General features: G+C 71.1%; 19 protein-coding genes and 1 pseudogene. 4 read left to right on the top strand and 16 right to left on the bottom strand.

Going from position 1 to position 22,537, the window contains the following annotated elements; all coding sequences use genetic code 11:
* Positions 1-330: 330 nt before the first annotated feature.
* The 5 genes from VF289_RS16835 to VF289_RS16815 form a co-directional block, all read right to left on the bottom strand.
* On the bottom strand, positions 331-2,067 hold the full coding sequence (locus VF289_RS16835) for a dihydroxyacetone kinase family protein (protein ID WP_330885138.1): 1,737 nt from the start codon (positions 2,065-2,067) through the stop codon (positions 331-333).
* A 65-nt stretch (positions 2,068-2,132) separates the two neighbouring features.
* Positions 2,133-2,918 (bottom strand): SDR family oxidoreductase, encoded by a 786-nt coding sequence (locus VF289_RS16830; protein ID WP_330885136.1) that lies wholly within the window; start codon positions 2,916-2,918, stop codon positions 2,133-2,135.
* Positions 2,919-2,991: 73 nt separating this feature from the next.
* Entirely contained in the window at positions 2,992-4,335 is a 1,344-nt protein-coding gene (locus VF289_RS16825) for an RbtT/DalT/CsbX family MFS transporter (protein ID WP_330885134.1), read from the bottom strand.
* 84 nt (positions 4,336-4,419) lie between these two features.
* Entirely contained in the window at positions 4,420-5,508 is a 1,089-nt protein-coding gene (locus tag VF289_RS16820; RefSeq protein ID WP_330885132.1) for a zinc-binding dehydrogenase, read from the bottom strand.
* Positions 5,509-5,679: 171 nt separating this feature from the next.
* A complete protein-coding gene (locus tag VF289_RS16815) occupies positions 5,680-6,633 on the bottom strand; it encodes a sugar-binding transcriptional regulator (RefSeq protein ID WP_330885130.1) in 954 nt (317 codons plus the stop codon).
* 343 nt (positions 6,634-6,976) lie between these two features.
* On the opposite strand from VF289_RS16815, the gene VF289_RS16810 reads away from it, so the two are divergent.
* Positions 6,977-8,464, top strand: coding sequence for an FGGY-family carbohydrate kinase (locus VF289_RS16810; RefSeq protein ID WP_330885128.1), 1,488 nt, complete (start codon positions 6,977-6,979; stop codon positions 8,462-8,464).
* Positions 8,465-8,570: 106 nt separating this feature from the next.
* The gene (locus VF289_RS16805; RefSeq protein ID WP_330885126.1) at positions 8,571-9,470 is read left to right on the top strand and encodes an SMP-30/gluconolactonase/LRE family protein; all 900 of its coding nucleotides are present in this window, start codon (positions 8,571-8,573) and stop codon (positions 9,468-9,470) included.
* Between the two features lie 101 nt (positions 9,471-9,571).
* On the opposite strand, the gene putP is transcribed toward VF289_RS16805, so the two are convergent.
* The 4 genes from putP to VF289_RS16785 all read right to left on the bottom strand — a co-directional run bounded on the left by putP (position 9,572) and on the right by VF289_RS16785 (position 15,821).
* Positions 9,572-11,188, bottom strand: coding sequence for a sodium/proline symporter PutP (putP, locus tag VF289_RS16800; RefSeq protein ID WP_330885124.1), 1,617 nt, complete (start codon positions 11,186-11,188; stop codon positions 9,572-9,574).
* A gap of 376 nt (positions 11,189-11,564) precedes the next feature.
* Complete coding sequence (gene glpK, locus VF289_RS16795; protein WP_330885122.1) at positions 11,565-13,109, bottom strand: glycerol kinase GlpK; 1,545 nt, start codon at positions 13,107-13,109, stop codon at positions 11,565-11,567.
* A gap of 88 nt (positions 13,110-13,197) precedes the next feature.
* On the bottom strand, positions 13,198-13,917 hold the full coding sequence (locus tag VF289_RS16790; RefSeq protein WP_330885120.1) for an MIP/aquaporin family protein: 720 nt from the start codon (positions 13,915-13,917) through the stop codon (positions 13,198-13,200).
* Between the two features lie 149 nt (positions 13,918-14,066).
* On the bottom strand, positions 14,067-15,821 hold the full coding sequence (locus tag VF289_RS16785) for a glycerol-3-phosphate dehydrogenase/oxidase (protein ID WP_330885118.1): 1,755 nt from the start codon (positions 15,819-15,821) through the stop codon (positions 14,067-14,069).
* Between the two features lie 162 nt (positions 15,822-15,983).
* Between VF289_RS16785 and VF289_RS16780 the strand changes: the two genes are divergently transcribed.
* A complete protein-coding gene (locus tag VF289_RS16780; RefSeq protein ID WP_330885116.1) occupies positions 15,984-16,943 on the top strand; it encodes a sugar-binding transcriptional regulator in 960 nt (319 codons plus the stop codon).
* A gap of 214 nt (positions 16,944-17,157) precedes the next feature.
* Here VF289_RS16780 and VF289_RS16775 read toward each other — a convergent pair whose 3' ends face one another.
* From VF289_RS16775 to VF289_RS16750, 6 genes are all read right to left on the bottom strand, one after another.
* On the bottom strand, positions 17,158-18,240 hold the full coding sequence (locus tag VF289_RS16775) for a hypothetical protein (protein WP_330885114.1): 1,083 nt from the start codon (positions 18,238-18,240) through the stop codon (positions 17,158-17,160).
* 128 nt (positions 18,241-18,368) lie between these two features.
* Positions 18,369-18,827, bottom strand: a complete 459-nt coding sequence (locus VF289_RS16770; protein ID WP_330885112.1) for an ASCH domain-containing protein — start codon at positions 18,825-18,827, stop codon at positions 18,369-18,371.
* 317 nt (positions 18,828-19,144) lie between these two features.
* Complete coding sequence (gene fdhD, locus VF289_RS16765) at positions 19,145-20,017, bottom strand: formate dehydrogenase accessory sulfurtransferase FdhD (protein WP_330885111.1); 873 nt, start codon at positions 20,015-20,017, stop codon at positions 19,145-19,147.
* A 160-nt stretch (positions 20,018-20,177) separates the two neighbouring features.
* Positions 20,178-20,540 (bottom strand): ArsR/SmtB family transcription factor, encoded by a 363-nt coding sequence (locus VF289_RS16760; RefSeq protein ID WP_330885109.1) that lies wholly within the window; start codon positions 20,538-20,540, stop codon positions 20,178-20,180.
* Positions 20,537-21,010, bottom strand: coding sequence for an SRPBCC domain-containing protein (locus VF289_RS16755; RefSeq protein ID WP_330885107.1), 474 nt, complete (start codon positions 21,008-21,010; stop codon positions 20,537-20,539). The genes VF289_RS16760 and VF289_RS16755 overlap by 4 nt, the downstream gene beginning before the upstream one ends.
* Before the next feature lie 180 nt (positions 21,011-21,190).
* Entirely contained in the window at positions 21,191-21,700 is a 510-nt protein-coding gene (locus VF289_RS16750) for a polyketide cyclase (protein WP_330885105.1), read from the bottom strand.
* 2 nt (positions 21,701-21,702) lie between these two features.
* On the opposite strand from VF289_RS16750, the pseudogene VF289_RS16745 reads away from it, so the two are divergent.
* A pseudogene (locus tag VF289_RS16745) lies at positions 21,703-21,933 on the top strand (dihydrofolate reductase family protein); the annotation flags it as partial.
* 60 nt (positions 21,934-21,993) lie between these two features.
* Here VF289_RS16745 and VF289_RS16740 read toward each other — a convergent pair.
* The gene (locus VF289_RS16740) at positions 21,994-22,482 is read right to left on the bottom strand and encodes an SRPBCC domain-containing protein (RefSeq protein WP_330885103.1); all 489 of its coding nucleotides are present in this window, start codon (positions 22,480-22,482) and stop codon (positions 21,994-21,996) included.
* Between the last annotated feature and the right edge of the window lie 55 nt (positions 22,483-22,537).

The following is a 22,537-nucleotide window of genomic DNA, read 5'->3' as shown; positions in this document are numbered from 1 at the left end:
TAGGTGCCGTCCTCGCGGCCGGTGACGCCCACGTCGATGACCTTCTCGACGCGCGGATCGCTCTCCAGCAGCTCCTTCAGCGCGGACTTGTGGCCGTACCCGGCGTTGTCGGATCCGGTGATGATGGTCAGAGCCATGATGTTCTCCTTCGTCAGCGGTCGTGCCGGTCGCGCCGGTCGTGCGGGTCTCGACAGGCGATCGGGTCAGGATCTCAGCCACTTTCCGGCCGGAAACGGCTGAGAATCTGACCCAAGTACGGGGTCGGTGCGTCAAGGCGCGATCGGAGCGGGCCGACCCCCGACACTCGCGCCACATCACGACGGCCCCGCGTCAGGCCTCGAGCTTCTGGCCCAGCAGGGTGACGATCTTCGAGAACGAGATGGCGCCGGGGTCGGGGGTGCCCACGGACTTGTCGCCGTGGTTGCGGGCTCGTCCCCGGCTCGCGGAGATGTCGGCGGTGGCGTCGGCCGCTTCGACCGCGCGGGTGGCCGCGGTGGCGAGCGCCCGCCCCACGGAGTCGACGGGGCCGCCGGGCTGCCCGCTGCGGGTGGCCTGCGCGAGGGCGATCGCCTCGCGGAAGGGCACCGCGGCATCGACCATGGTCTTGTCCCCGGGCTTCGCGCCGCCGAGGCGCTCGATGGCCTCGACCGCCTGCACCAGGCCCGTCAGCAGCTGGTCTCCGCTCACGGCCTCGTCATCGGTGAAGGCGCTGCCCAGGCTGGTCAGCGCCGCGCCCCAGAGGGCTCCGGAGGTGCCGCCGGCCTCGGCGGACCACGCCGCTCCGGCCTGCACCAGCACGGTGCGGGCGCCGCAGCCGCCCTCGACGGTGCGGCGGGCGGCGGCGTGAGCGGCGCGGATGCCGAGCACCATGCCCTGGCCGTGGTCCCCATCGCCGGCGATCGCGTCCAGCCTCCCGAGCTCGGGCTCGAGCTCGACCAGCAGCTCCTCGACCTCGCCGAGGATCCCGGCGATCCGCCTCGCGGAGGCCCGGGACTCCTCGCCCGCTGCGGGGATCGGATCCTCGCCGGGGGTGTAGAGCTCACCGCGCTCCTCGCCCGGCGCACCCTCGACGGAGCCGCCGCGGCGGAAGGCGGGAGTCTCGGCCGGGGCCAGCCAGAGCCGTTCGAGCTCCTCGTCCAGCCTCATCACGGTCAGGGACAGCCCGGCCATGTCCAGGCTGGTCACGTGCTCGCCGACCTCGGGGCGCACGATCGCCAGCCCGGCGTCGGACAAGAGCTGCGAGGCGTGCTTCCACACCACGAACATCTCCTCGTGCTTCACGGTGCCGAGCCCGTTGAGCACCACCGCGACGCGGCGCGAGTCCAGCTCGGGGGTCTCGGCGAGCACGCCCTCGACCAGGACCCTCGCCAGCTCCTCCGCCGTGGGCAGCGGCTGCTCGTCGATGCCGGGCTCGCCGTGGATGCCCAGCCCGATCGCCATCCTCCCCTCGGGGACATGGAACAGGGCGTCGTCCGCACCGGGCAGGGTGCAGCCGTCGAAGGCGACACCCAGGGTGCGGGTGGCGTCGTTGGCCTTCCAGGCGATGCGCTCGGCCTCGTCGAGGGAGGCACCGGCCTGGATCGCAGCCCCGGCGAGCTTGAACACCGGCAGGTCCCCGGCGATGCCTCGGCGGTCGCGGTGCTCGCCCGTCTGCCCGGAGGCCACGTCATCGCTGACCGCGATGATGCGCACGTCGATGCCCTCGGCGCGGAGCTTCTCGGCGGCCACGCCGAAGTGGAGCACGTCCCCGGCGTAGTGACCGAAGCCCAGGATCACGCCGCCGCCGTTCTCGGCGTTCTTGGCGACCGAGTACACCTGGTCGGCCGACGGCGAGGAGAAGATGTTGCCGCAGGGCGCACCGTGGGCGAACCCGGGGCCCACCCAGCCGGCGAACGCCGGGTAGTGGCCGGAGCCGCCGCCGACCACCAGGGCCGGCTGCCCGGCGGGCGTGGCGCGCTTGCGCACCACACCGCCGTGCACGCGCAGCAGCTCCTCGGGATGGGCCGCGACCAGTCCCTCGACGGCGTCGGAGGGGAAGGTCTTCGGGTCGTCGAACAGGTAGGTCACGGCGCTCACTTCTCTGTGCTGGGTGGGGTGGGGCGACGGGGCGGATCCGCCGACGGGAAGACGAGTCAGGCGGCGGTGTAGCCGCCGTCGATGGACAGGATCGACCCGGTGACGAAGCTGCTGGCGTCGGCCGCGAGGTAGACCGCGGCGCCCGCGAGCTCCTCCGGCTCGCCCGGTCGGCCCATCGGGGTCATGAGGTTCCACTGGTCGATCTGAGCACCGCCCTCCTCGTAGAACCCGCGGGTCAGCTCGGTGCGCATGTAGCCGGGGGCGATCGCGTTCACGCGCACCCCGCGCTCGGCCCACTCCAGCGCCGCGCTGCGGGTGAGGTTGTGGACCGCGGCCTTGGACGCGTTGTAGGAGGCCTGGGTCTGGGGGATGTTGGCGATGATGCCGCTCATGGAGCCGGTGTTGATGATGCTGCCGCGGCCCCGCTCGAGCATGCGTCGGCCCACGGCCGAGAGCACGTGGTAGACGCCGTCGAGGTTAAGGCTCATCACGGCGCGCCACTTCTCGGCGTCGCCGTCCTCGACGGGGTGATGGATGGTGCGACCGGCGTTGTTCAGCAGGATCTCGATCCCGCCGGTCTCGTCCTCCACCTCGGCCACGACCTTCTCGACCATCTCCTGGTCGGTGACGTCCAGATGGCGGTAGGAGACGGCCACGCCGGTCTGCGCGGCGAGCTCCTCCGCCGCCCGGCGGCCGGTCTCGTCGTCGATGTCGGCCAGCACGATCGGGGCGCCGTGCTCGGCGAGGCCGCGCGCCATCGCCAGGCCCAGGCCCTTGGCGCCGCCGGTGACCAGGGCGGTGCGGCCGGTGAGGTCGAAGAGGGGGGAGATGCTCTGTGCCATGACTGGCTCCTTCGAGGTCGAGAGGAAGACGAGATCCCCGGGACCGGCCCGCGGTCCGATCCCGGGGCAGGGGTCAGGACTCGGGGACGATGTCCCTCTTGCCGAGCCGGGGCTGCTCGACCTTCAGCGCGAAGGTCATGAGGAAGGCGAGGGCGTAGAGGGCCACGAACGCCCAGACCACCCCCACGTTCCCACCCCAGGGCCGGACCACGGCGACCACGGCGGAGCCGAGGAAGGTCGCACCGCCCGCGGCGGTGGTGTACATGGCCATCGCCGCGCCCTTGTGCTCGGGGGCGAGCGCGGGCATGATCGCGCCGAGCGGCACGAAGCCGGCCAGCAGGATGCCGAAGACGGTGCCTGCGACGACGGAGACGATGAATCCCCAGTCGGAGCCGGCCGGCACCCAGTGCGGCACGTACCACCACAGCAGCAGGCCGATCGCGGAGCCGACGATGCCGAACCAGCGCACCGTGGTGGTCCAGCCGATGCGGTCGCCGAGCGCGCCGAAGGCCGCGTTGAACAGGATGTTCCCGGCGAAGACGACCGAGGTCATCAGCAGCCAGCGGGACTGGCCCCAGCCGAGCGTCTCGGCGATCACGGTGGGCAGGATGATGAACATGCCGAACTGCGGGGCGGTGTTGATCAGGCGGGTCAGGAAGCCCATCATCACGCGCTTGTTCTTCAGCGAGAGCACGACTCCCGAGAAGATGACCTGGCGGCTGCTCTCGCCCTCGGGGGCGAGGCGACGGTCGCCGTGCTCCTCGCGCACTCCGAGGTAGGCGATCAGGAAGCCGGCGACCACGATCGCGGTGGAGGCGACCATGGCCCAGCGCTCGCCGAAGAGGCCTCCGCCGAAGGCGGGGATCAGGCCGATCGCGACCAGCGAGCCGATGGTCGGCATGCCACCGGTGAACATGACGTAGAACCAGCCCACGGCGGCGCCTGCACGCTCCTTCGGGGAGACCGCGTTGACCCACACCAGGAAGGCGAAGGCGAACAGCGGGAAGCCGAAGCCGCGGAACAGGTAGCTGGCGAAGATCAGGGGCACGGATTCGGTCGCCAGGGCGCCGACGAAGGCGGCCTGGAAGACGACCCAGACGGCGACGCCCAGCAGCATCACCTTCCGCGGGCCCCAGAGGTCCGAGAGGGCGCCGGCGAGGTACGAGCCGATCAGGGTCGCCAGGGAGTAGAAGGTGATGACCGTGGCGGCGAGGTTGATCATCTCGTCGCCGCCGCCGAAGACCTCTGCCATGTGCGGGGAGACGAAGTTCGTCTCGACGCCGTTGCCGGTCATGAAGACCAGCACGCCGAGGAAGCCCCAGCGCAGGACGTGCGGGATGCCCAGCTTGTCCAGGCGGGTCTCCCGGATCGAGCCGGGGACGGCGGTGCCGTCGGTGGTGGGCGATGCGGTGCTCATGCGGGCACTCCTATGTGCTGGGGAGGAGGGGCGGCACGGCGCGGCCGACGACGCGAGTGGGCGCCGGCCGCGCCGAGCGGTGGGTCAGAGCCCGGGGACGATCGAGACCTTCACGGACGAACCGGCGGAGTCGGCGACCGCGTCGAGCGCCTTCTGGAAGTCCGCGAGACCGAACTGGTGGGTGCAGATGTCCTCGAGCGGGAGCTCGCCCTTCTCGATGATCTTGATCGCGCCGGGCCAGGTGTGCGGGCCCAGGTGCGCGCCGAGCACGTCGAGCTCCTTGTCGTCGGAGATGATCGACCAGTCCACCGAGACGTTCTCCTTGAACACGGAGTACTCCACGAAGCGGCCGAGCTTGCGCAGCAGGTTCAGGCCCTGCGGGACGGCGCTGGGGTGGCCGGTGCACTCGATGTAGACGTCGGCGCCGTAGCCGCCGGTCAGCGCGCGGATCTCCTCGTAGATGTCGACCTTCGAGGGGTTCAGGGTGAGGTCCGCGCCGCACTTCTTCGCGAGCTCGAGCTTGGCGTCGTCGAAGTCGAGGACGATGAGCTTCTGCGGGGTCTTGTGGGCGGCGCCGATGGTCGCGCCGAGGCCGATGGGGCCTGCGCCCGCGATGACCACGACGTCCTCGAACTGGATCCCGGCGCGCTCGACGGCGTGCAGGGAGCAGGAGAGCGGCTCCGCATAGGCGGCGTGCTGCGGGGCGATGTCCTTCGAGATCCGGTGGGCGCGGGCCAGGGGCGGCACGATCATGTACTCGGCCATGCCGCCGTCGTAGTGCTTGAAGCCGAACATGTCGTGCGGGTCGCACATCCAGTACCAGCCGCGGCGGCAGTACATGCACTCCTCGCAGGGGACGATCTGTTCGACGACGATGCGATCGCCGACGGCGACGCCGTGCGCGGCGAGCGCCTCCTCGGAGCCCTGGACGATCTCGCCGGTGATCTCGTGACCGGGGATGATGCCCGGCTCGACCCAGCGCTCACGGTTCTCGTCGCCCCAGAACTTCGCGGCACCGGCATAGGCCTTGAGGTCGCTCGCGCAGACGCCGGTGGCCTCGACGCGCAGCAGCAGCTCATCGGCGGCGGGGGTGGGCACGGGGCGCTCCTCGAGGCGGTAGTCCTCGGGGGCATGCATCACGACGGCCTGCATGGTGGTCGGGATTTCGGTCATCTCGGCACATCTCCTTCGATACGTTCCGGGGCACTCCCGGGTGCGCAGACGCAGTCGACGTCGCCAGCGCCCGTTCGAGCGACAGTAGAGGACGCGTGCACATTCGTCAAGCACAAATGTTCCGTCTCGGCGATCGAGAGGTCGGTCGGTGCCCCTCCAGGAGGAGTGCGCTCAGGCGGGCGGCTCGACGCCGGCGGCGGCCAGGACCGCCTGCGCCGTCGGCAGGTCGGTCACCAGGGAGCTGAACATCCCCGTCTTGGCCCCGGCCAGGATCGACGGCGCCTTCTCCGCCCCGGCAGCCAGGGCGATCGTGGTGGGGATGGCCCGCAGCATCTCGAGCGGGGGCCGCACCAGGAAGTCGGATCCCGGGAAGGTCAGGGGTGCCCCGTCGGCGTCGAAGAAGTGCAGGCAGATGTCTCCGGCGGCGTCCTGCAGTGCGGGCTCCTCGCGCGGCACCACCGAGGTGAGGCTGGAGCGCCCGCGGTACGGGGCGCCGATGCCGACCACCGCGGCCCGCGCCCCGTCCCACAGGTCCACCACCGAGCGGAAGCCGGGGTCCGCCTGGAGCGAGGCCCAGAGGGTGGGGCTGGTCAGCGCGGGGGCGAAGAGGAAGCGAGGCTGCGCACCGGTGCGCTCGGCGAAGCGGCGCACGGTCTCGTTGGTCTGGAACGACGGATCGGGCTCCTGCTGGCCGCCGACGGTCGGGACGATCAGCACGCCCGGCATCTGGGGCATCCCGCCCATGCCGGTGACGGCATGGATCGTCTTGCCCGAGGAGATGAGGACGACCTCGCCCGCGCGGATCTCCAGCTCCCCCAGCTCCTCGGCGAGCAGGTCGCCGATCCCCCGGTACCCGCGCTGAGCCTGGTCGCCGGGAGCGATGCGCACCGAGGCGATGCCCAGCAGGTCGCGCAGGCTCGCGGCGAGCTCGGAGAGATCCGCGGTGGGGACGTCGAGCACGTCGAAGCGGACCATTCCGATCCGTCGCGCTTCGGCCAGCAGCTTGCTGACCGACGGGCGGGAGACGCCGATCCTGTCGGCGACCTCGGCCTGGCGGAGCCCGTCGAGGTAGTACGCGGAGGCGGCGCGGTGGAGCAGATGCAGATCCATCGAAGTCTCGAGCACGGCGCTCTCCTCATCATCGGGGTCGGCGGCGCGGGCGACGCGCAGCACGGGGTGCGGGGGCGTGAGAGACGACAGAGCGCCCCCACAGCTCCGCGGGAGCCCTGGACACCGCCACAGGAGCACAATCGTTCCGCACTTCTGTCCGACTGGCAAGCGTCAACCCTGGCATGCACCGACTCGCCGCCCCCGCGCCGATGCTCCTGGGGGTTCTGCATCGTCGATGGCAGGATAGGTCGGCGCGCATCCTCCTGCACATCCCCACATGCTGTGCGCGCCAGGCGGCGAGGAGGCCCCCGTGGCAGGAGAGCGGCACCGGAGGACGGACCAGGAGATGAGGCACGCGATGGCGGGAGCAGAGAGCGTGGTGCTCGGCGTCGATATCGGCACCTCGAGCACGAAGGGCGTGCTGGTCGACCTCGAGGGGACGATCCTGCGCAGCGCCGTCCGCGAGCACTCCGTGCAGCGCCCCGCCCCGGGGCAGGTCGAGATGGACGCACGCATCTGGTGGTCCGAGTTCCTCTCGATCGCCCAGGAGCTCACCGGCCCCGGTGATGCGACGGTCACGGCCGTCGGGGTCTCCGGGATGGGCCCCTGCGTGCTGCTGACCGACGAGCACGGCGCTCCCGTGCGCGCGGCGATCCTCTACGGCGTCGACACCCGCGCCGAGGAGCAGATCCAGCAGCTGACCAACGTGCTCGGCAAGGAGGAGATCCTCGCCCACTGCGGTGCCCTGCTGAGCTCGCAGTCCGCCGGCCCGAAGATCGGCTGGGTCGCCGAGCACGAGCCCGAGGCCTACGCCCGGGCCCGTCGGGTGTTCATGCCCGCCTCCTACCTGGCCTTCCGTCTCACCGGCGCCTACGTGATGGACCACATCAGCGCCAGCCAGTCCCCGCCGCTGTACTGCCTGCGCCGGCAGCGCTGGCACACCGAATGGTCCGAGCACGTCGCCCCCGGCCTCGAGCTGCCGCAGCTGCGCCGCCCCGGCGAGGCCGCGGGCACGGTGAGCGCCGAGATCACCGCCCAGGTGCCGGGCCTGCCCACGGGCATCCCGGTGATCACCGGGACGATCGACGCCTGGGCGGAGGCGGCGAGCGTCGGCGCCACCCGCCCCGGCGATCTGATGCTGATGTACGGCACCACGACCTTCCTCGTGGCCACGACCCACGAGCCGGTCGCCAGCCGCACCCTGTGGCCCACCTCGGGCATCGAGGAGGGCACCTTCAGCCTCTCCGGTGGCATGGCCGCCTCCGGGGCGATCACCGGCTGGCTGCGGGACCTCACGGGCGAGCATGGCTTCGACGACCTCGTCGCGGAGGCGGAGCAGAGCCCTCCGGGGGCGAACGGCCTGCTGATGCTCCCCTACTTCGCGGGCGAGCGCTCCCCCATCTCCGACCCGTCGGCCCGCGGGGTGGTCGCAGGGCTGACCCTCTCGCACACCCGCGGCGACCTGTACCGCGCCGCGCTCGAGGCCGCCGCCTACGGGGTGCGCCATCACCTCGAGACCCTCGAGGCCGCCGGCCTGCCGATCCGTCGGGTGGTGGCCGTCGGCGGCGGGGCGGGCCACGACCTGTGGCCGCAGATCATCTCCGACGTCACCGGGCTCACCCAGGAGATCCCCCACAGCACCGTCGGCGCCTCGTACGGCGGCGCACGCCTCGCCGCCGAGCTCGCCCATGGCACCGACACCTCCGGCTGGAACCCCGGCGATCACCGCTGCGTCCCCGATCCCGCGCACCGCGAGCGCTACGACGAGCTCTACCGCCTCTACCGCGAGCTCTACCCGGCCACCCGCGACATCACCCACGCCCTGGCGCGGATGCAGCAGGGCTGATCGGCAACGGCTCGCTGTCCGGGAACGACCGGCTGAGCGTACGGTGGCCCCCACGACGGGTCTCCCGTCGGCCGACCGCATCCCGCGCCCGGACCTGGAGGTTCCCATGCACGCCGATCGCCTCACCGACTCGCTCAGCCTGCACGCCGAGGGCCCGTACTGGTCCGACACCTGGGGAGGGCTGCGCTGGGTGGACATGCTCGCCGGGGACATCCTGCACCTGGACCCCTCCGCCCACGGTGCAGGTGCCGACGCCGGCCTCCTCACCGAGGGGCCGAACGGCGCCGTGACCCGGCTGCCCACGCCGAGCCGCGTGGTGGCCTGCGTACGGCCCGCCGCCGGCGGCGGGGCGGTGCTCGCGCTCGAGAAGGGCTTCGCCCTCGAGGACCCCGACGGCTCGATCACCGCCCTGCCGCCGCTGTGGGACGAGGACGTGCGCATGAACGAGGGCGCGATCGCCCCGGACGGCTCGTTCCTGTGCGGCTCGATGGCCTACGACCAGCGCGACGGCGCCGCCGCGATGTGGCGCCTGCTGCCCGACGGCACCACCACCCGCCTCTTCGGTGACCTCACGATTTCCAACGGCCTCGCCTTCTCGGCCGACGGGACGCGGGCCTTCTACGTGGACACCCCGACCGGGCGGGTGGACGTCTTCGACTGGTCCGACGCGGACGGTCTCGTCGGCCGCCGTCCCTTCGCGGACCTCACCGGCGAGGACGGCCATCCCGACGGGCTCTGCCTCGATGCCGCCGGGAACGTGTGGGTGGCGATGCACTCCGGCAGCCAGGTGCTGGGACTGGACGAGCACGGCGCGGTGGCCGAGCGGATCGCGGTGGACGCCCGGCAGGTCACCGCCTGCGCCTTCGGCGGAGCGGACCGCGACACCCTGTTCATCACCACCAGCCGCGAGAACCTCGCCCCGGGCGATGACCCGGCCGCCGGCTCCCTGTTCGCGGTGCGGCCCGGAGTGCGCGGCGCGGCCGAGGAGCTGCTCTTCGGCGACTGACCTCGCAGGGACCGGGCCCCGGCCCGAGCCCGATTCCTCCCGGCGGCCGACGCCCCCTCGCGCACCGCCGCGGCGGGCCCCCGGGGGCGTGAAGAGGCGGGTCAGGCCGTGGTGCCAGAGCCTGCTGCCGGACCGGACCCCGTTGCCGGGCCGGAGCCCGCTGCCGCGGCGCTCTCGGCAGTGCGGTCGCGGGCCACGCCCGTGGACAGCGAGTCCAGCATGTCGTCGAACTCCTCCATCGCCTTCACGGGCGGTCGCGGGGTGATCAGACTGACCACGATCGCGAGCACGAGGCAGACCAGGAAGCCCGGGACGATCTCGTAGAGGTGCTGCTCGCCGAACAGGCCCAGCATGACGTCAAGCTCCTCGCCGTCCGCGCCCCAGGTCTGACCCCAGACGAAAACGACCACGGCACCGGCGACCATGCCCACGGCGGCACCGGCCATCGTGAGCCGGCGCCAGAACAGCGACAGGATGACGATCGGGCCGAAGGCCGCCCCGAAGCCTGCCCAGGCGAAGCCGACCAGGCCCAGCACCGAGCTGTCCGGGTTCATGGCCAGGATCAGTGCGATCACCGAGACGGCGAGCACGCCGATGCGGCCGCCCCACAGGGCGCCCTTGGCGCTGAGCGTGATGCCGATGCCGCCCAGGAGGTCCTCGATCAGCGCGGAGCTGGAGACGATCAGCTGCGAGGAGATCGTGGACATGATCGCGGCCAGCACCGCCGCCAGCAGGAGCCCGGCGATCGCCGGATGGAACAGGAGCTGCGCGAGATCCAGGAACACGGACTCGCCGTTGGTGGCATCGGTGAGGACCGCATCCTGGTTCTGCTGGAAATACGCCAGGCCCGCGAGCGCGGTGAACACGGCGCCGACGACGCAGATGATCATCCAGCTCATGCCGACCACGAAGCCGTACTTGGCATCACGTGAGGAGCGCAGCGCCATGAAGCGCACGATGATGTGCGGCTGGCCGAAGTACCCCAGCCCCCAGGCCGCCGAGGAGACGATGCCGATGAAGGTGCCGCCCGCGGTGAGGGACCCGAAGGTGGTGTTGACCTCGCCCACCGACTCGAACATCGCCACCGGACCGCCGACCACGAACATCGCGACCACCGGCACAGCGATCAGGGAGACCATCATGATCATGCCCTGGACCACATCGGTGTAGCTGGCGCCGAGGAACCCGCCGAAGAGGGTGTACAGAATGGTGACACCGGCGACCAGCAGCATGCCCGTCAGGTAGGAGCCGCCGAAGGTCGATTCGAAGAACACGCCGCCGGCGACCATGCCGGAGGAGACGTAGAAGGTGAAGAACAGCAGGATGATCACGCCGGCGGCGACGCGCAGGATGTTCGTGCGGTCGTGCAGACGGTTGCCGAAGAAGCTCGGCACCGTGATCGCGTTCCCGGCGATCTGCGTGTACTGACGCAGCCGCGGCGCGACGAAGAACCAGTTCAAGCCGGCGCCGACGGTGAGGCCGATCGCCATCCACGCCTCGACCAGTCCGTTCATGTACAGCGCGCCGGGCAGGCCCATCAGCAGCCAGCCCGACATGTCCGAGGCGCCGGCGGAGAGCGCGGCGGTGAACGGGTGCAGCTGCCTCCCGCCCAGCATGTAGTCCTCGCCGTCCGAGGTCTTGCGGAAGGCGTACAGGCCGATGCCGATCATCGCACCGAAGTAGACGGTCAGGGCGATGATCTTGAAGGCGAGATCCATGAGGGGGCTCCGGTCTCAGGGGAAGAAGGGGGGCGGGGATCAGGGGCTGGGTCGGGGCGCCGGTGGCCCGAGGGTCGCCGACAGGACGCCAGGGGCGTCCGGGAACAGGGTGGGGTCGACTGTACGCCTCAGGGGCGCCGATCACGGAGTTCGTTGCGAGACGGTGATGAAGGCCGAGCGCCTCCGCACCCCGCCGCACCCACAGCACTGGTCCTCGCAGCACTGTGCGCGGGAGCTCCCACAGGGAACTCCCGCGCACAGGGGTGCGGTGAGCGGATCGGGGCCGATCAGCCGGACTGTCTCGCTGCTCTCCTCCCGCTCACGCTGCGCAGCCGGCTCGTCCCTCGCCGACCTCTGCGCGCTCGCAGTTCGTCGATCAGCCGAACAGAGCCTCGGTGTCGTCGTCGACCCAGTCCAGGGTGCGCTCGACGGCCTTGCGCCACAGGCGCATGTAGCGGTCGCGGGTCTCGTCATCCATCGCGGGCTCCCACCGCTTGTCCTCGGCCCAGTTGTCGATGACGTCCTGCTCGCCCTCCCAGAAGCCGACCGCGATGCCGGCCGCGTAGGCCGCGCCGAGCGCGGTGGTCTCGATGACCTTCGGACGCACCACCGGCACGCCGAGGATGTCGGCCTGGAACTGCATGAGGGTCTCGTTCATGACCATGCCGCCGTCGACCTTGAGCTCGGTGAGCTCGACGCCCTCCGACGCCGCATCGGCGATCGCCGCGTCCAGCACCTCGCGGGACTGGAAGGCCGTGGCCTCCAGCACCGCCCGGGCGATGTGGGACTTGTTGTGGAAGCGGGTCATGCCGACCATCGCGCCGCGCGCGTCGGAGCGCCAGTGCGGGGCGAACAGGCCCGAGAAGGCCGGGACCACGAACAGGCCGCCGTTGTCGTCGACCTTCTTGGCGAGGTCCTCGATCTCGGGGGCGTCCTTGATCAGGCCCAGGTTATCGCGCACCCACTGCACCAGCGAGCCGGTCACGGCGACGGAGCCCTCGAGCGCGTAGATCGGCTTGGCGTCACCGATCTTGTAGGCGACGGTGGTGAGCAGGCCGTTCTCGCTGCGCACCAGGTCCTCACCGGTGTTGACCAGCATGAAGTTGCCGGTGCCGTAGGTGTTCTTGCCCATCCCGATCTCGAAGCAGGCCTGGCCGAAGGTGGCAGCCTGCTGATCGCCGAGGATGCCGGCGATCGGGGTGTCGATGAGCAGGTCGTTCTTGCGGCCCGTGCCGTACACCTCGGAGGAGGAGCGGATCTCCGGGAGCATGGACAGCGGGACACCCATGTCCTTCGCGATGTCCTCGTTCCAGTCGAGGGAATCGATGTTCATCAGCATCGTGCGCGAGGCGTTGGTGACGTCGGTGACGTGGATGCCGCCGTTGATGCCGCCGGTCAGGTTCCACACCAGCCAGGAGTCGGTGTTGCCGAACAGCAGGTCACCGGCCTCGGCCTTCTCGCGCGCGCCGTCGACGTTCTCGAGGATCCAGGCGATCTTGGGGCCGGAGAAGTAGGTCGCCAGCGGCAGGCCCACACGCTCCTTGTACTTGTCCGCACCCTCGTCACCGGCGAGGCGGTCGCAGATCTTCTGGGTGCGGGTGTCCTGCCAGACGATCGCGTTGTACACCGGCTCACCGGTGTTCTTGTCCCACACCACGGCGGTCTCGCTCTGGTTGGTGATGCCGACGGCGGCGAGCTGGTGGCGGTTGATGTCGGCGCCGGTGAGGGCCTCACCCACGACGGAGCGGGTGTTCTTCCAGATCTCGATCGGGTCGTGCTCGACCCAGCCGGACTTCGGGAAGATCTGCTCGTGCTCCTTCTGCCCGGTGGAGACGATCTGCCCCCCGTGGTCGAAGACGATTGCACGGGTCGAGGTGGTGCCCTGGTCGATCGAGAGGATGTACTGCTGCTGGTCGGTCATCGGAACTCCTTCGTGGTGATGAGCGGGGTACTGGTGTCATGGTGCCGGACGGCTCCGTGCAGCGCACGGGAGCCGCCCGGCTGAGGGGTCAGAAGGCGATGCTGGCGAGACCGCCGAGGGCGCCGCCGAGCATCGGACCGACGATCGGGACCCAGGCGTAGCCCCAGTCGCTGCTGCCCTTGTGGGGGATGGGCAGGACGGCGTGGGCGAGGCGCGGGCCGAGGTCTCGGGCGGGGTTGATGGCGTAGCCCGTGGGGCCGCCGAGGGAGGCACCGATCGAGACGACCAGCAGCGCGACCGCGAGCGGGCCCAGGCCGTGCGGGGTGTTGCCGAACATGACGATGACGAAGACCAGCACGAAGGTCGCGATGATCTCGGTGACCAGGTTCCAGCCGTGGGAGCGGATCTCCGGGCCGGTCGAGAAGGTGCCGAGGATGGTGCCGGCGTCCTTCTCCTGGTCGTAGTGGGTCTTGTAGGCGAGCCAGGCCACGACGGCGCCGAGGAAGGCACCGATCATCTCGGCCAGGAAGTAGGCGATCGTGTGGGCGAAGGTCACGGCGATGCCGGGGCCGTACTCCTCGGCACCGCTGGTCAGCAGGCCGATGGTGACCGCGGGGTTCAGGTGGGCGCCGGTCTTGTAGGCGACCCACACGCCGGCGAAGACCGCGAGGCCCCAGCCGAAGTTGATCAGCAGCCAGCCGCCGCCGTTGCCCTTGGTCTTGCCCAGGATCACGTTGGCGACGACACCGCCGCCGAGCAGGGTGAGCATCGCCGTGCCGGCGATCTCGTACAGGAAGATGGTTGCCATGGGGCCTCCTCGTCGAGCGGCCCCGCTGCAGTGCGGGACCGGTGGCATCCGTGGGTCCGGCGGACGGCGTCCGCAGGCCCTCCGCAGGCGGGTGCCCGCGGGGTGGTGCGCCGCCTCCCCGGCCGGTTCACGGCCGGGGAGGCGACCGATCAGTTCTTGACGGGCACCTCCGAGACGCCCGCGAGACGGGCGGCGACGATCTCGTCGGACGTCACGGACTCACCGGCGCGTCGCGCGTCGATGACGTCCCGGTAGGCCTCGACCTCGCGGCGCACGGCGGTCTGGTCCCAGCCGAGCTCCGGGGCGAGGATCTCGGCGATCTCCTCGGCGGCGGCGACGCCGCGATCCCGGGTCTCGTAGTCCAGTCGGGTGCGGCGCTGCAGCACGTCGGCCAGGTGGCGGGCCCCCTCGGCGCGGACCGCGTACGAGACCTCGGCGCGCAGGTAGCGCGGCGCGTGCTCGAGGGGCGCGGCGAGGTCGGGGTTCGCGTCGATCAGGGCGAGCACGTCGCTCAGCAGTGCGCCGTAGCGGAAGAGCAGGCGGTCGGTGCGGATCTCGTCGAAGCCGTACCGTCGGCCGATCTCCTGCTTGTCCCGCACCAGGGCCTGATAGCCCTGGGCGCCGACCACGGGGATCGAGCGGGTGAGGCTGGGGCGGCCGGGCTGGGAGTCCTTGATCGCGAAGTCGACGACGTCCTCGGCCATCACCCGATAGGTGGTGTACTTGCCGCCCGCGATCGCGCTGAGGCCCGGCTCCACCTCCATCACGGTGTGCTCGCGGGAGACCTTCGCGGAGCCCTTGCCCTCGCCCTTGCCCGCGCTCTTGGCGATCGGCTGCAGCAGGGGGCGCAGCCCCGAGTAGACGCCGATGACGTCCTCGCGGGTGAGGTCATCGGCGAGCACCTCGTTGGCGTGGTCGAGCACGTAGTCGATGTCATCGCGGGTCGCGCCCACATCGCGCGGGTCCTGGGTCCAGGGGGTGTCGGTGGTGCCGATGACCCAGTACTCGTCCCAGGGGATGATGAACAGGACCGACTTCTCGGTCTGGGTGATGATGCCGGTGTCCGGAGCGGCGGGGATGCGGTCCCGGGCGACCGTGATGTGGATGCCCTTGGAGGCGAGCACCTCGAGACCGGCCTCGGCCCCGGCGAGCTCCTGCTGCTCCTGGGTCCAGACGCCGCCGGCGAGGATCGTCTCGCGGGCGTGGACCTCGAACTCCTCGCCGGTCTCCTCGTCGCGGACCCGAGCACCGATCACCTGCTCACCCTCGTGCAGGTAGCCGACCACGGTGGTGTAGTTCGCGACCGCGGCGTCGTGCTGCGCGGCGGAGCGCACCAGCATCATCACGAAGCGGGCGTCGTCCATCTGCGCGTCGTAGTACTCCAGAGCGCCGACGGCCTTCTCGCCGTCCAGCGCCGGGAAGACCTCGAGCATCTTCTCGTGCAGCAGGTGGCGGTGGAAGGGGACGGCGCGCTTGCGACCGATCGACTGCATCGCGTCGTAGAGCATCACTCCGGAGCCGATGAAGCCGCGGTCGACGACCTTCCGGAAGAAGGGGAAGACGAACTTGATCGGCTTCACCAGGTGCGGGGCGGTGTGCTCGAGCAGCAGGTCTCGCTCGCGCAGCGCCTCGGCGACCAGCTTGAAGTCGAGCATCTGGAGGTAGCGCAGGCCGCCGTGCATGAGCTTCGAGGAGCGCGAGGAGGTGCCCGATGCCCAGTCGTGGGACTCGACGAGGCCGACGGAGAGACCGCGGGTGGCCGCGTCGAAGGCGGCGCCGGCTCCGTTCACCCCGCCGCCGACGACGAGCACGTCCAGCGGCGCCTGCGCGGTGGCGGCACGGAGACGGGCGAGGTGCTCCGCCCTGCCCGCAGGGGTGAGTGCGGACCGCTGCTGATCGGACACGGGCTGCTCCTTCGCATCGACGCCATCTGGCTCCTACCCCGTCGGCCCGGCGCTCTCGCAGCGTCGGCCGCTGTCCCGGCGTTCGGGACGGGGCCTCCCCCATCCTGTGACCATCGTGCAGGGGCCCGCAAGCCGGATGCACGAACGTGCAACACTGGCCCCATGACCCGCGATTCGCGCCTCGAGGACCTCTTCGCCGCTGCACGGATGTACTACGTCGAGGGCCAGACGATGGAGACCATCGCGGGACGCTTCCGGGTCTCCCGCTCGACCGTGTCCCGGATGCTGCGCGATGCCCGCGATTCGGGGCTGGTGGAGATCTCCCTCCGCCCGCCCGAGGCCCAGCGGGTCGAGGACCTGGCCCGGCGCATCGCCCGCCAGTACGGCGTGCAGGTGCGGGTGGTGCCCGCCGCTCCCGGCGACGACGAACGGGAGCGGCTGCACACGGTCGCCGCGGCCGGCGGCGAGCTGCTCGACGAGATGCTCGAGCCGGGCACCACGCTCGGCATCGCCTGGGGCACCACGATGGCGGCGCTGCTGGGCACTGTGCGCTCCCGGCCGGTGCCGGGACTGCGGATCGTGCAGCTGAACGGCGCGATCAACGTCGAGGGGTCGGGGCTGACCTACATCGCCAATGTGCTCGCCCGGGCGGCGACCCGCTGGGACGCGACCGTTCACCAGTTCCCGGTGCCGGCCTTCTTCGACTACCCCGCCACCCGCGAGGCGATGTGGCGGGAGCGCTCGGTGCAGCGGGTGCTGTCCATCCAGCGCGAGGCCACGGTCGCGGTGTTCAGCGTGGGCGCCTTCGACGCCGAGGTCCCCAGTCACGTCTACACCCACAACTACCTCACCAGGGACGATCTGCGCTCGCTCCGGGCGGACGGGGCGGTGGGGGACGTGTGCACCGTGTTCCTGCGGGAGGACGGCACCTTCCGTGACATCGCCATGAACCAGCGCGGCTCCGGCACCGCCCCGGACCGACTGCTGCGGATCCCGCACCGACTCCTGGTGGCCTCCGGCTCCCGCAAGGCCCTCCCGCTGCGCGCGGCCCTGCGTGCCGGCGTGGCGACCGACGTGGTGGTCGACGAGGTCACCGCCGCGAGCCTGCTCGCCCTGCGGTGAGCCCGGTATGTGAGCGGCGGGGGCCGTGCCTCGCCCGCTTCCCCACGGCGCCCCTCACTCCGCGGCCCTCAGCACCGCGCCCCTCCGCACCGGGCCCTTCGCCCACGATTGCTTGCTTCTCAACCGTTTCCGGCCCGGAAGCGGCTGAGATCGAAGCATTCCCCCCCCCCGATGGCAGCGCTCGCACTGACGATCCCACCGGGCCGGTCCGGGCTCACCGCTGCCGTCGAGCGATCCGCATCGAGAGACCGCGGGCCCCGACCTCGTCGACCACGCGGCGGACCCGCTGCTCCTCAGGGACCCGCAGACCGCGCTCGGCCATCGTGCGACGCAGTCTGAGCAGGATGCGCAACGGCCGGAACAGGTCCTTCCCATTGGCGCGGCTGAGCGTCCATCCACTGGAGGCGAGCTCGTCGCGGCGCACCTCGTCCTCGCGCCATTGCCCTTTCGTGAGTCGGTGGCCGTCGCCGTCGTACTCCAGGCCGAACCCGATCTCCTCCCAGGCCAGATCGATCTCCTTGATGCTCCCCGTCAGCGGCACGCGGACGGGCAGGTTCAGCGAGGGTGCCGGGAAGCCTGCTCTGGCGAGCAGCAGGCGGAAGATCGTCTCCCCCGGCGAGCGCACGCGTCGTCGCGCCAGGCGCAGCGCGTCGAGGGCGTGCGGCGTGCCCGCCCGACCGCGAGCGGAGGCCACTGCGCCGGTCAGGCTCTCGAGGCTCTCGCCCGGACTGCGGGAGCCGGGGCCGAGCACGGCGTCAGCCGCGGCGACGACGTCCCACAACGGCATCATCGTCGCGAGCTCGCGCAGCACCTCGGACGGGGCGGAGACGACGAGCGGGCCGAGATCCGCCGTCGGCCCCGGATGCTGGCGGTGCAGCACGGCGCCCTGCGCGACCCCTGAGCTGCCTCCCCGCGCGACCCGGGCGTGCAGCATCGGCAGGTGAGCCCCGAGGCGCAAGGACGCGTCGGCAGGCAGGGACGGGATCTGCTCGACCCCGTTGCGCTCGACCAGGTCCCGGTCACGGAGCGCGGCGATCCCGTCGTCGAGTGCGAGCGGGAAGGGGATCGCCCAGAACAGCGCGGCCGTCGTATGGCTGAGCACCGCACCGGCCTCGACCCGGTTCTGCAGCACCCACGCCATCGCGTTGAGCGTGGCGGGGTGGTCGGTGAGCGTCCGATAGCCGGGGAAGACGGTCGTGAAGTGCTCCGAGGCGAGCTGGCGCGAGTGGAAGCCCAGGTCACTCCATCTGCTGTGGTGGAGCAGGGCTCCTCGGTACCGCTCGGTCGACCTCCTCATGAGGCTGACGCTAAGCGAGCCGAACCTGTCGCACCCCCTCGCGGGCGGCGTTGTGGACGGCTACCCGATGTGGAGGAACAGCGCCCGGTCAGCGCCGATCGTGCCAGGACCATGCCGATCGCACCCGGTCAGCACCGATGGACCAGACGGAACCTCTCGCAGACGACGCTCATGTCCGGGGCGAATCCCGTTGCCGAGTGCTCGGTCCAGAACTCCTCATGGAGGCGGCGCCAGGACTCGAGGCTCCGGTCGTCCTCCCCTTCGTCGCGGGCGTGCTCTGCGGTGACCTCGTCAAACGGGACGACCGTGACCGCGGTGACCTCCAGGACGGCGCGCGGCGCTCCCGCGCCGTCGAGGATGATCGCGAGGTCGCCGACGCGCGGCACCTCCTCGCCGTCGGCCTCGTAATCCCCCAGTGCCGAGGCTGTCGCAGTCTTCACACCCTCGAGCACGAGCTGGAGCAGGCCGTCCGCTTGGGCCGCCGTGGCGCCGAAGGGCCAGGCCTCGGGCGGCTCGGCGGGAAGCTCGGGATGGGCGGCACGGGCCTCGTCCCAGAATTCCCTCTGTCGCGTCACATCATCGGTCACGGCACGACCGTAGCGGACGCACCGGCACCACACCGTCCCAGCACAGCCCGACCCCGCCCAGTCCTTCCGTCCGGCCGAACAGTCGACGATTGCGTCGATCTCAGCCGCTCCCGCCCCCGTAACGGTTCAGATCGAAGCAATCGCGGGAGGGCGGCGCGGCAGGCGGCCGGGCGCCGCGGCAGGCGGGCGGGCAGTCGCGGCAAGCGGGAGGGCGGCGCGGCAAGCGGGCGGGCAGTCGCGGCCGGGCGACGCGGCTGACACACCCGCCGCACCCGGCGCGACCGACGCACCCAGCACCCGAGACGCCGGGTCGCTGCTCAGCCTTCTGCGCCGGCCAGGTCCAGACGCTCGGGGTGGGTGTAGAGGTTCATGCGGCCGTCGCCGTCCTCGGCCGCGCGGGTGAAGCCCACCAGGGTCTGCCCGAACGACTCGGCAGTCTCGACCGCGAGGGAACTGGCGGCGGAGACGCAGGCCAGCAGCGGGATACCGGCCAGGCACGCTTTCTGGGTGATCTCGAAGCTGGCCCGGGAGGAGACCAGCAGGAAGCAGTCGCGCAGCGGGAGCCGGTCCTCGAGCAGGGCCCAGCCGATCACCTTGTCGACCGCGTTGTGGCGACCGACGTCCTCCCGCACCACCAGCAGGTTCCCCTCGAGATCCACGAGCGCGGCGGCGTGCACCCCGCCGGTGCGGGCGAAGACGGCCTGCTGCTCGCCGAGGGCGCGGGCGGCGGCGAAGATGACCCGGGGGTCCACCTGCCAGGTCATCGAGAGCCGGTGGCGGCTCTTCTGCCGCACCGCCTCGATGGACTCGGCTCCGCACACCCCGCATGCGGAGCCGGCGGAGAAGTTGCGGCTCACCAGCGGCAGCAGCTGCGGCCGGGCGGTGGTGAAGTCCATGACGTTGTAGGTGTTCTGCGCGAAGCCGGTGCCGTCATCGACCACGGCGCCGTCGCAGTAGCGGGCCTCGCGGATGTCCTCGCGGTCGGCGATCAGGCCCTCCCCGTGGAGAAAGCCGTGGATGAGCTCGACGTCGTGGCCGGGGGTGCGCATCGTGAGCGAGAGCTGCTGCCCGTTCAGGCGGATGTCCAGCGGCTCCTCGACGGCGACGTGGTCGCCCTTGCGCCCCGCGTACAGCCTGCCCTCACGCACCCGGACGGTGCGGATCCGCGTCGTATCGGTGACCCTGCCCATCCTCCGAGGATAGACGGCCCACCTGCGGTGCGGTCACCGGAGCGAACGGGCGTCACAGGGCGCCAGCTGCGGCGCAGCCAGCTGAGCGAGCGGCCGGCACCGGGTGAGCAGCCGCGGCAGGCCGAGCCGTCGCGGGCCGCCGACTCCGCAAGCCCCGCATTCAGGCGTGCCCCTCGTGCTCTCGTCGGCCCTCCTCACGCGCCTGCGCCCGTTCCTTGACTCCCGCCAGACGACGATCCCAGCCGACGGCGACCAGACCCAGGAGATCGGACACCTCCCGGATCCGGGACGGGTCGACCCGATGCACCCGTCGGCGGCTGACCAGCGAGACCCGCACGATGCCCGCCTCCTCGAGGAGGCGCAGATGCTTCGCCACGGCCTGCCGGCTCACCGCGAGGTCCCGCGCCACGGCGCCGGCGTCGTCGGGCTGTTCGGCCAGGCGCACCAGGATCCGCCGACGGGTGCGGTCGGCGAGGACGGAGAGGACGGCGTCGGCTCCGTCGGTGAGCAGAGCGTGGTTCACCGAACGGCTTCGGCGAGGGTTCGCGCGACGGCGAGCTCCTCCCGCCATCCCTGCGCATTGTCCTCGTAGCTCCGCCGACGCTCGGCAGCGGTCGCGGAGAGCCCGGCGAATCCCGTCTCCCGCACGGTCAGGAGCACCCCGTCCTGCTCGGGGACGAGCGTGAACTCGATGGTGTTGACGGGGGCGTCCTCGAGAGAGCCCGACTGGCCCACGAGCCACTGGAAGACGGCACGATGGGGCGGGTCCAGCTCGAGGGTGCGGATCTCGAACGTGCCGTGCACGGGATCGACGACGTGCGAGATGTCCCCGTCGGTCGTGATCTCGTGCTCTCGATACTCCCCGTCGTTGACGAACCAGCCGGGTTCGCTGATGATCGCGAAGACGGTCTCGTCACGGGCGGCGATGTGGATGCTGCGGAGGATCTCGTCGGGGACATCGTCCGTGGTCGTCGACGTCGGGTCCAGGGTCATGACTGCCTCTCGGTCGCTCCAGCTCTGGGGCCGGTCCGTCGACCCGGGAGGGTCGATCGGTCCCGTCATCCTGGCACCGCGCGCCACACAATGCAACCCCCTGGTTGCACTTGGGGGGTCGGTCAGCCACCGGAGCCGACACCGGGCGTGGTCACCCCGCGACGCCACCGCCGGACCCGGTCACTCCTCGGGAGCGGCCTCCGTGCGCGGCCCGCCCTCGGCGAGCTCCCGGGCCACTCCGAGCTGCTGCTCCCAGCCGTAAAGGTTCTCCTCGTAGTTGCGTCGGCGAACGGATTCGTCGAGTCCCAGCTTCGCGAATCCACGCTCGCGCACGGTCAGCCGCACCAGGTTCCGCTTCGCCGTTCCCGCCGGATCGATGACGAACTCGACCGTGTTGTTCGGGGCGTCGGAGATCTCGCCGAGCCCGCCTCCGAGCCAGCGGAAGAAGATCCGGTTGGGCGGCTCGTGGGCCTCGATCGAGAGCTGGAACCTGCCGTGGACGGGGTCGACGACCTCGGTGAGCGGCCCGTTGCGGGTGATGGTGTGCTCGCGGTACTCGCCGTCGTTGATGAACCACCCCGGTTCGCGGACGATCGCGAACACCCTCTCGGCGTTGGCGTGGATCAGCACGCTGCGCACGATCTCGTCGGGGACCGGACTGTCGGCTGGGAGGACGGACTCATCGGCCATGACTGTGCTCCTCACGATCGGGCGGCGGCCTCATCGCCGCCTGCGGGGGATCCTGTCAGACTTCGGGTATCCGGGCGAGCGCCCGCTGGAGGCGGGCGCTCACGGGCGGCGAGGGCGGGCCGCTGCTCGTGCACGGCTCGGCCCGGCTCGTGCAGTCACTGGTCGCCGCAGATCTCGTGGACCGCTGCCGCCTGCTGACCTTCCCTGTCCTGCTGGGCGGGGGGAAGCGGCTGCTCGCGGCCGGAGGCCCCGGTGACGGTCCCTCACCGTCGGCCGTCCGCCGGGAGGTGAGCTCAGGGCTTCGTGACCGCCGCGGCGAGCAGGTTCAGCGACTGCTCGAGATCCTCTTGCGGAATGACGGGGAAGCCGACCTTCTCGAGCAGCTTCTTGTCGGTGACCTTCGACCAGTCGTAGGTCAGGGACACCTCGGTGGAGTCCGAGCCCAGGGACTTCAGCTCGTAGAGCCACTCCCAGCCCAGCGGCTCCGTCGGCGCGGTGCCGTCCTCGGCCTCCGGGGCGGGCTGCCAGCCGATCATCTTGTTCTCGTCGTAGGCGCTGACGAAGTTGTGGGTGCGGTAGTCGCCGCCCATGGCCTCGCGGTGCATGTTCATCACGAACTTCTCGCCGGACTTATCGATGCGCTCGGTGTCGTCGGAGTTGCGGACGGTGCCGGAGCCGTCGAACTCGTGGTGCCGTGCGGGAAGCGTCAGCAGGTCGAACACATCCTTGGCGGGGACGTCGACGGTGCGGGTGGCGGTCAGGTGCGTCTGGTTGCTGTGCATGCCCCCACCCTGCCGTGCCGGCGCCGAGATGTCACCCGAGGAGCGACCGCCCGGT

It is taken from the genome of Brachybacterium sp., from assembly GCF_036379615.1.
Taxonomy (GTDB): domain Bacteria; phylum Actinomycetota; class Actinomycetes; order Actinomycetales; family Dermabacteraceae; genus Brachybacterium.
Note: the sequence above shows the minus strand (reverse complement) of the source record. Positions and strands in the feature narration are given on the sequence as shown.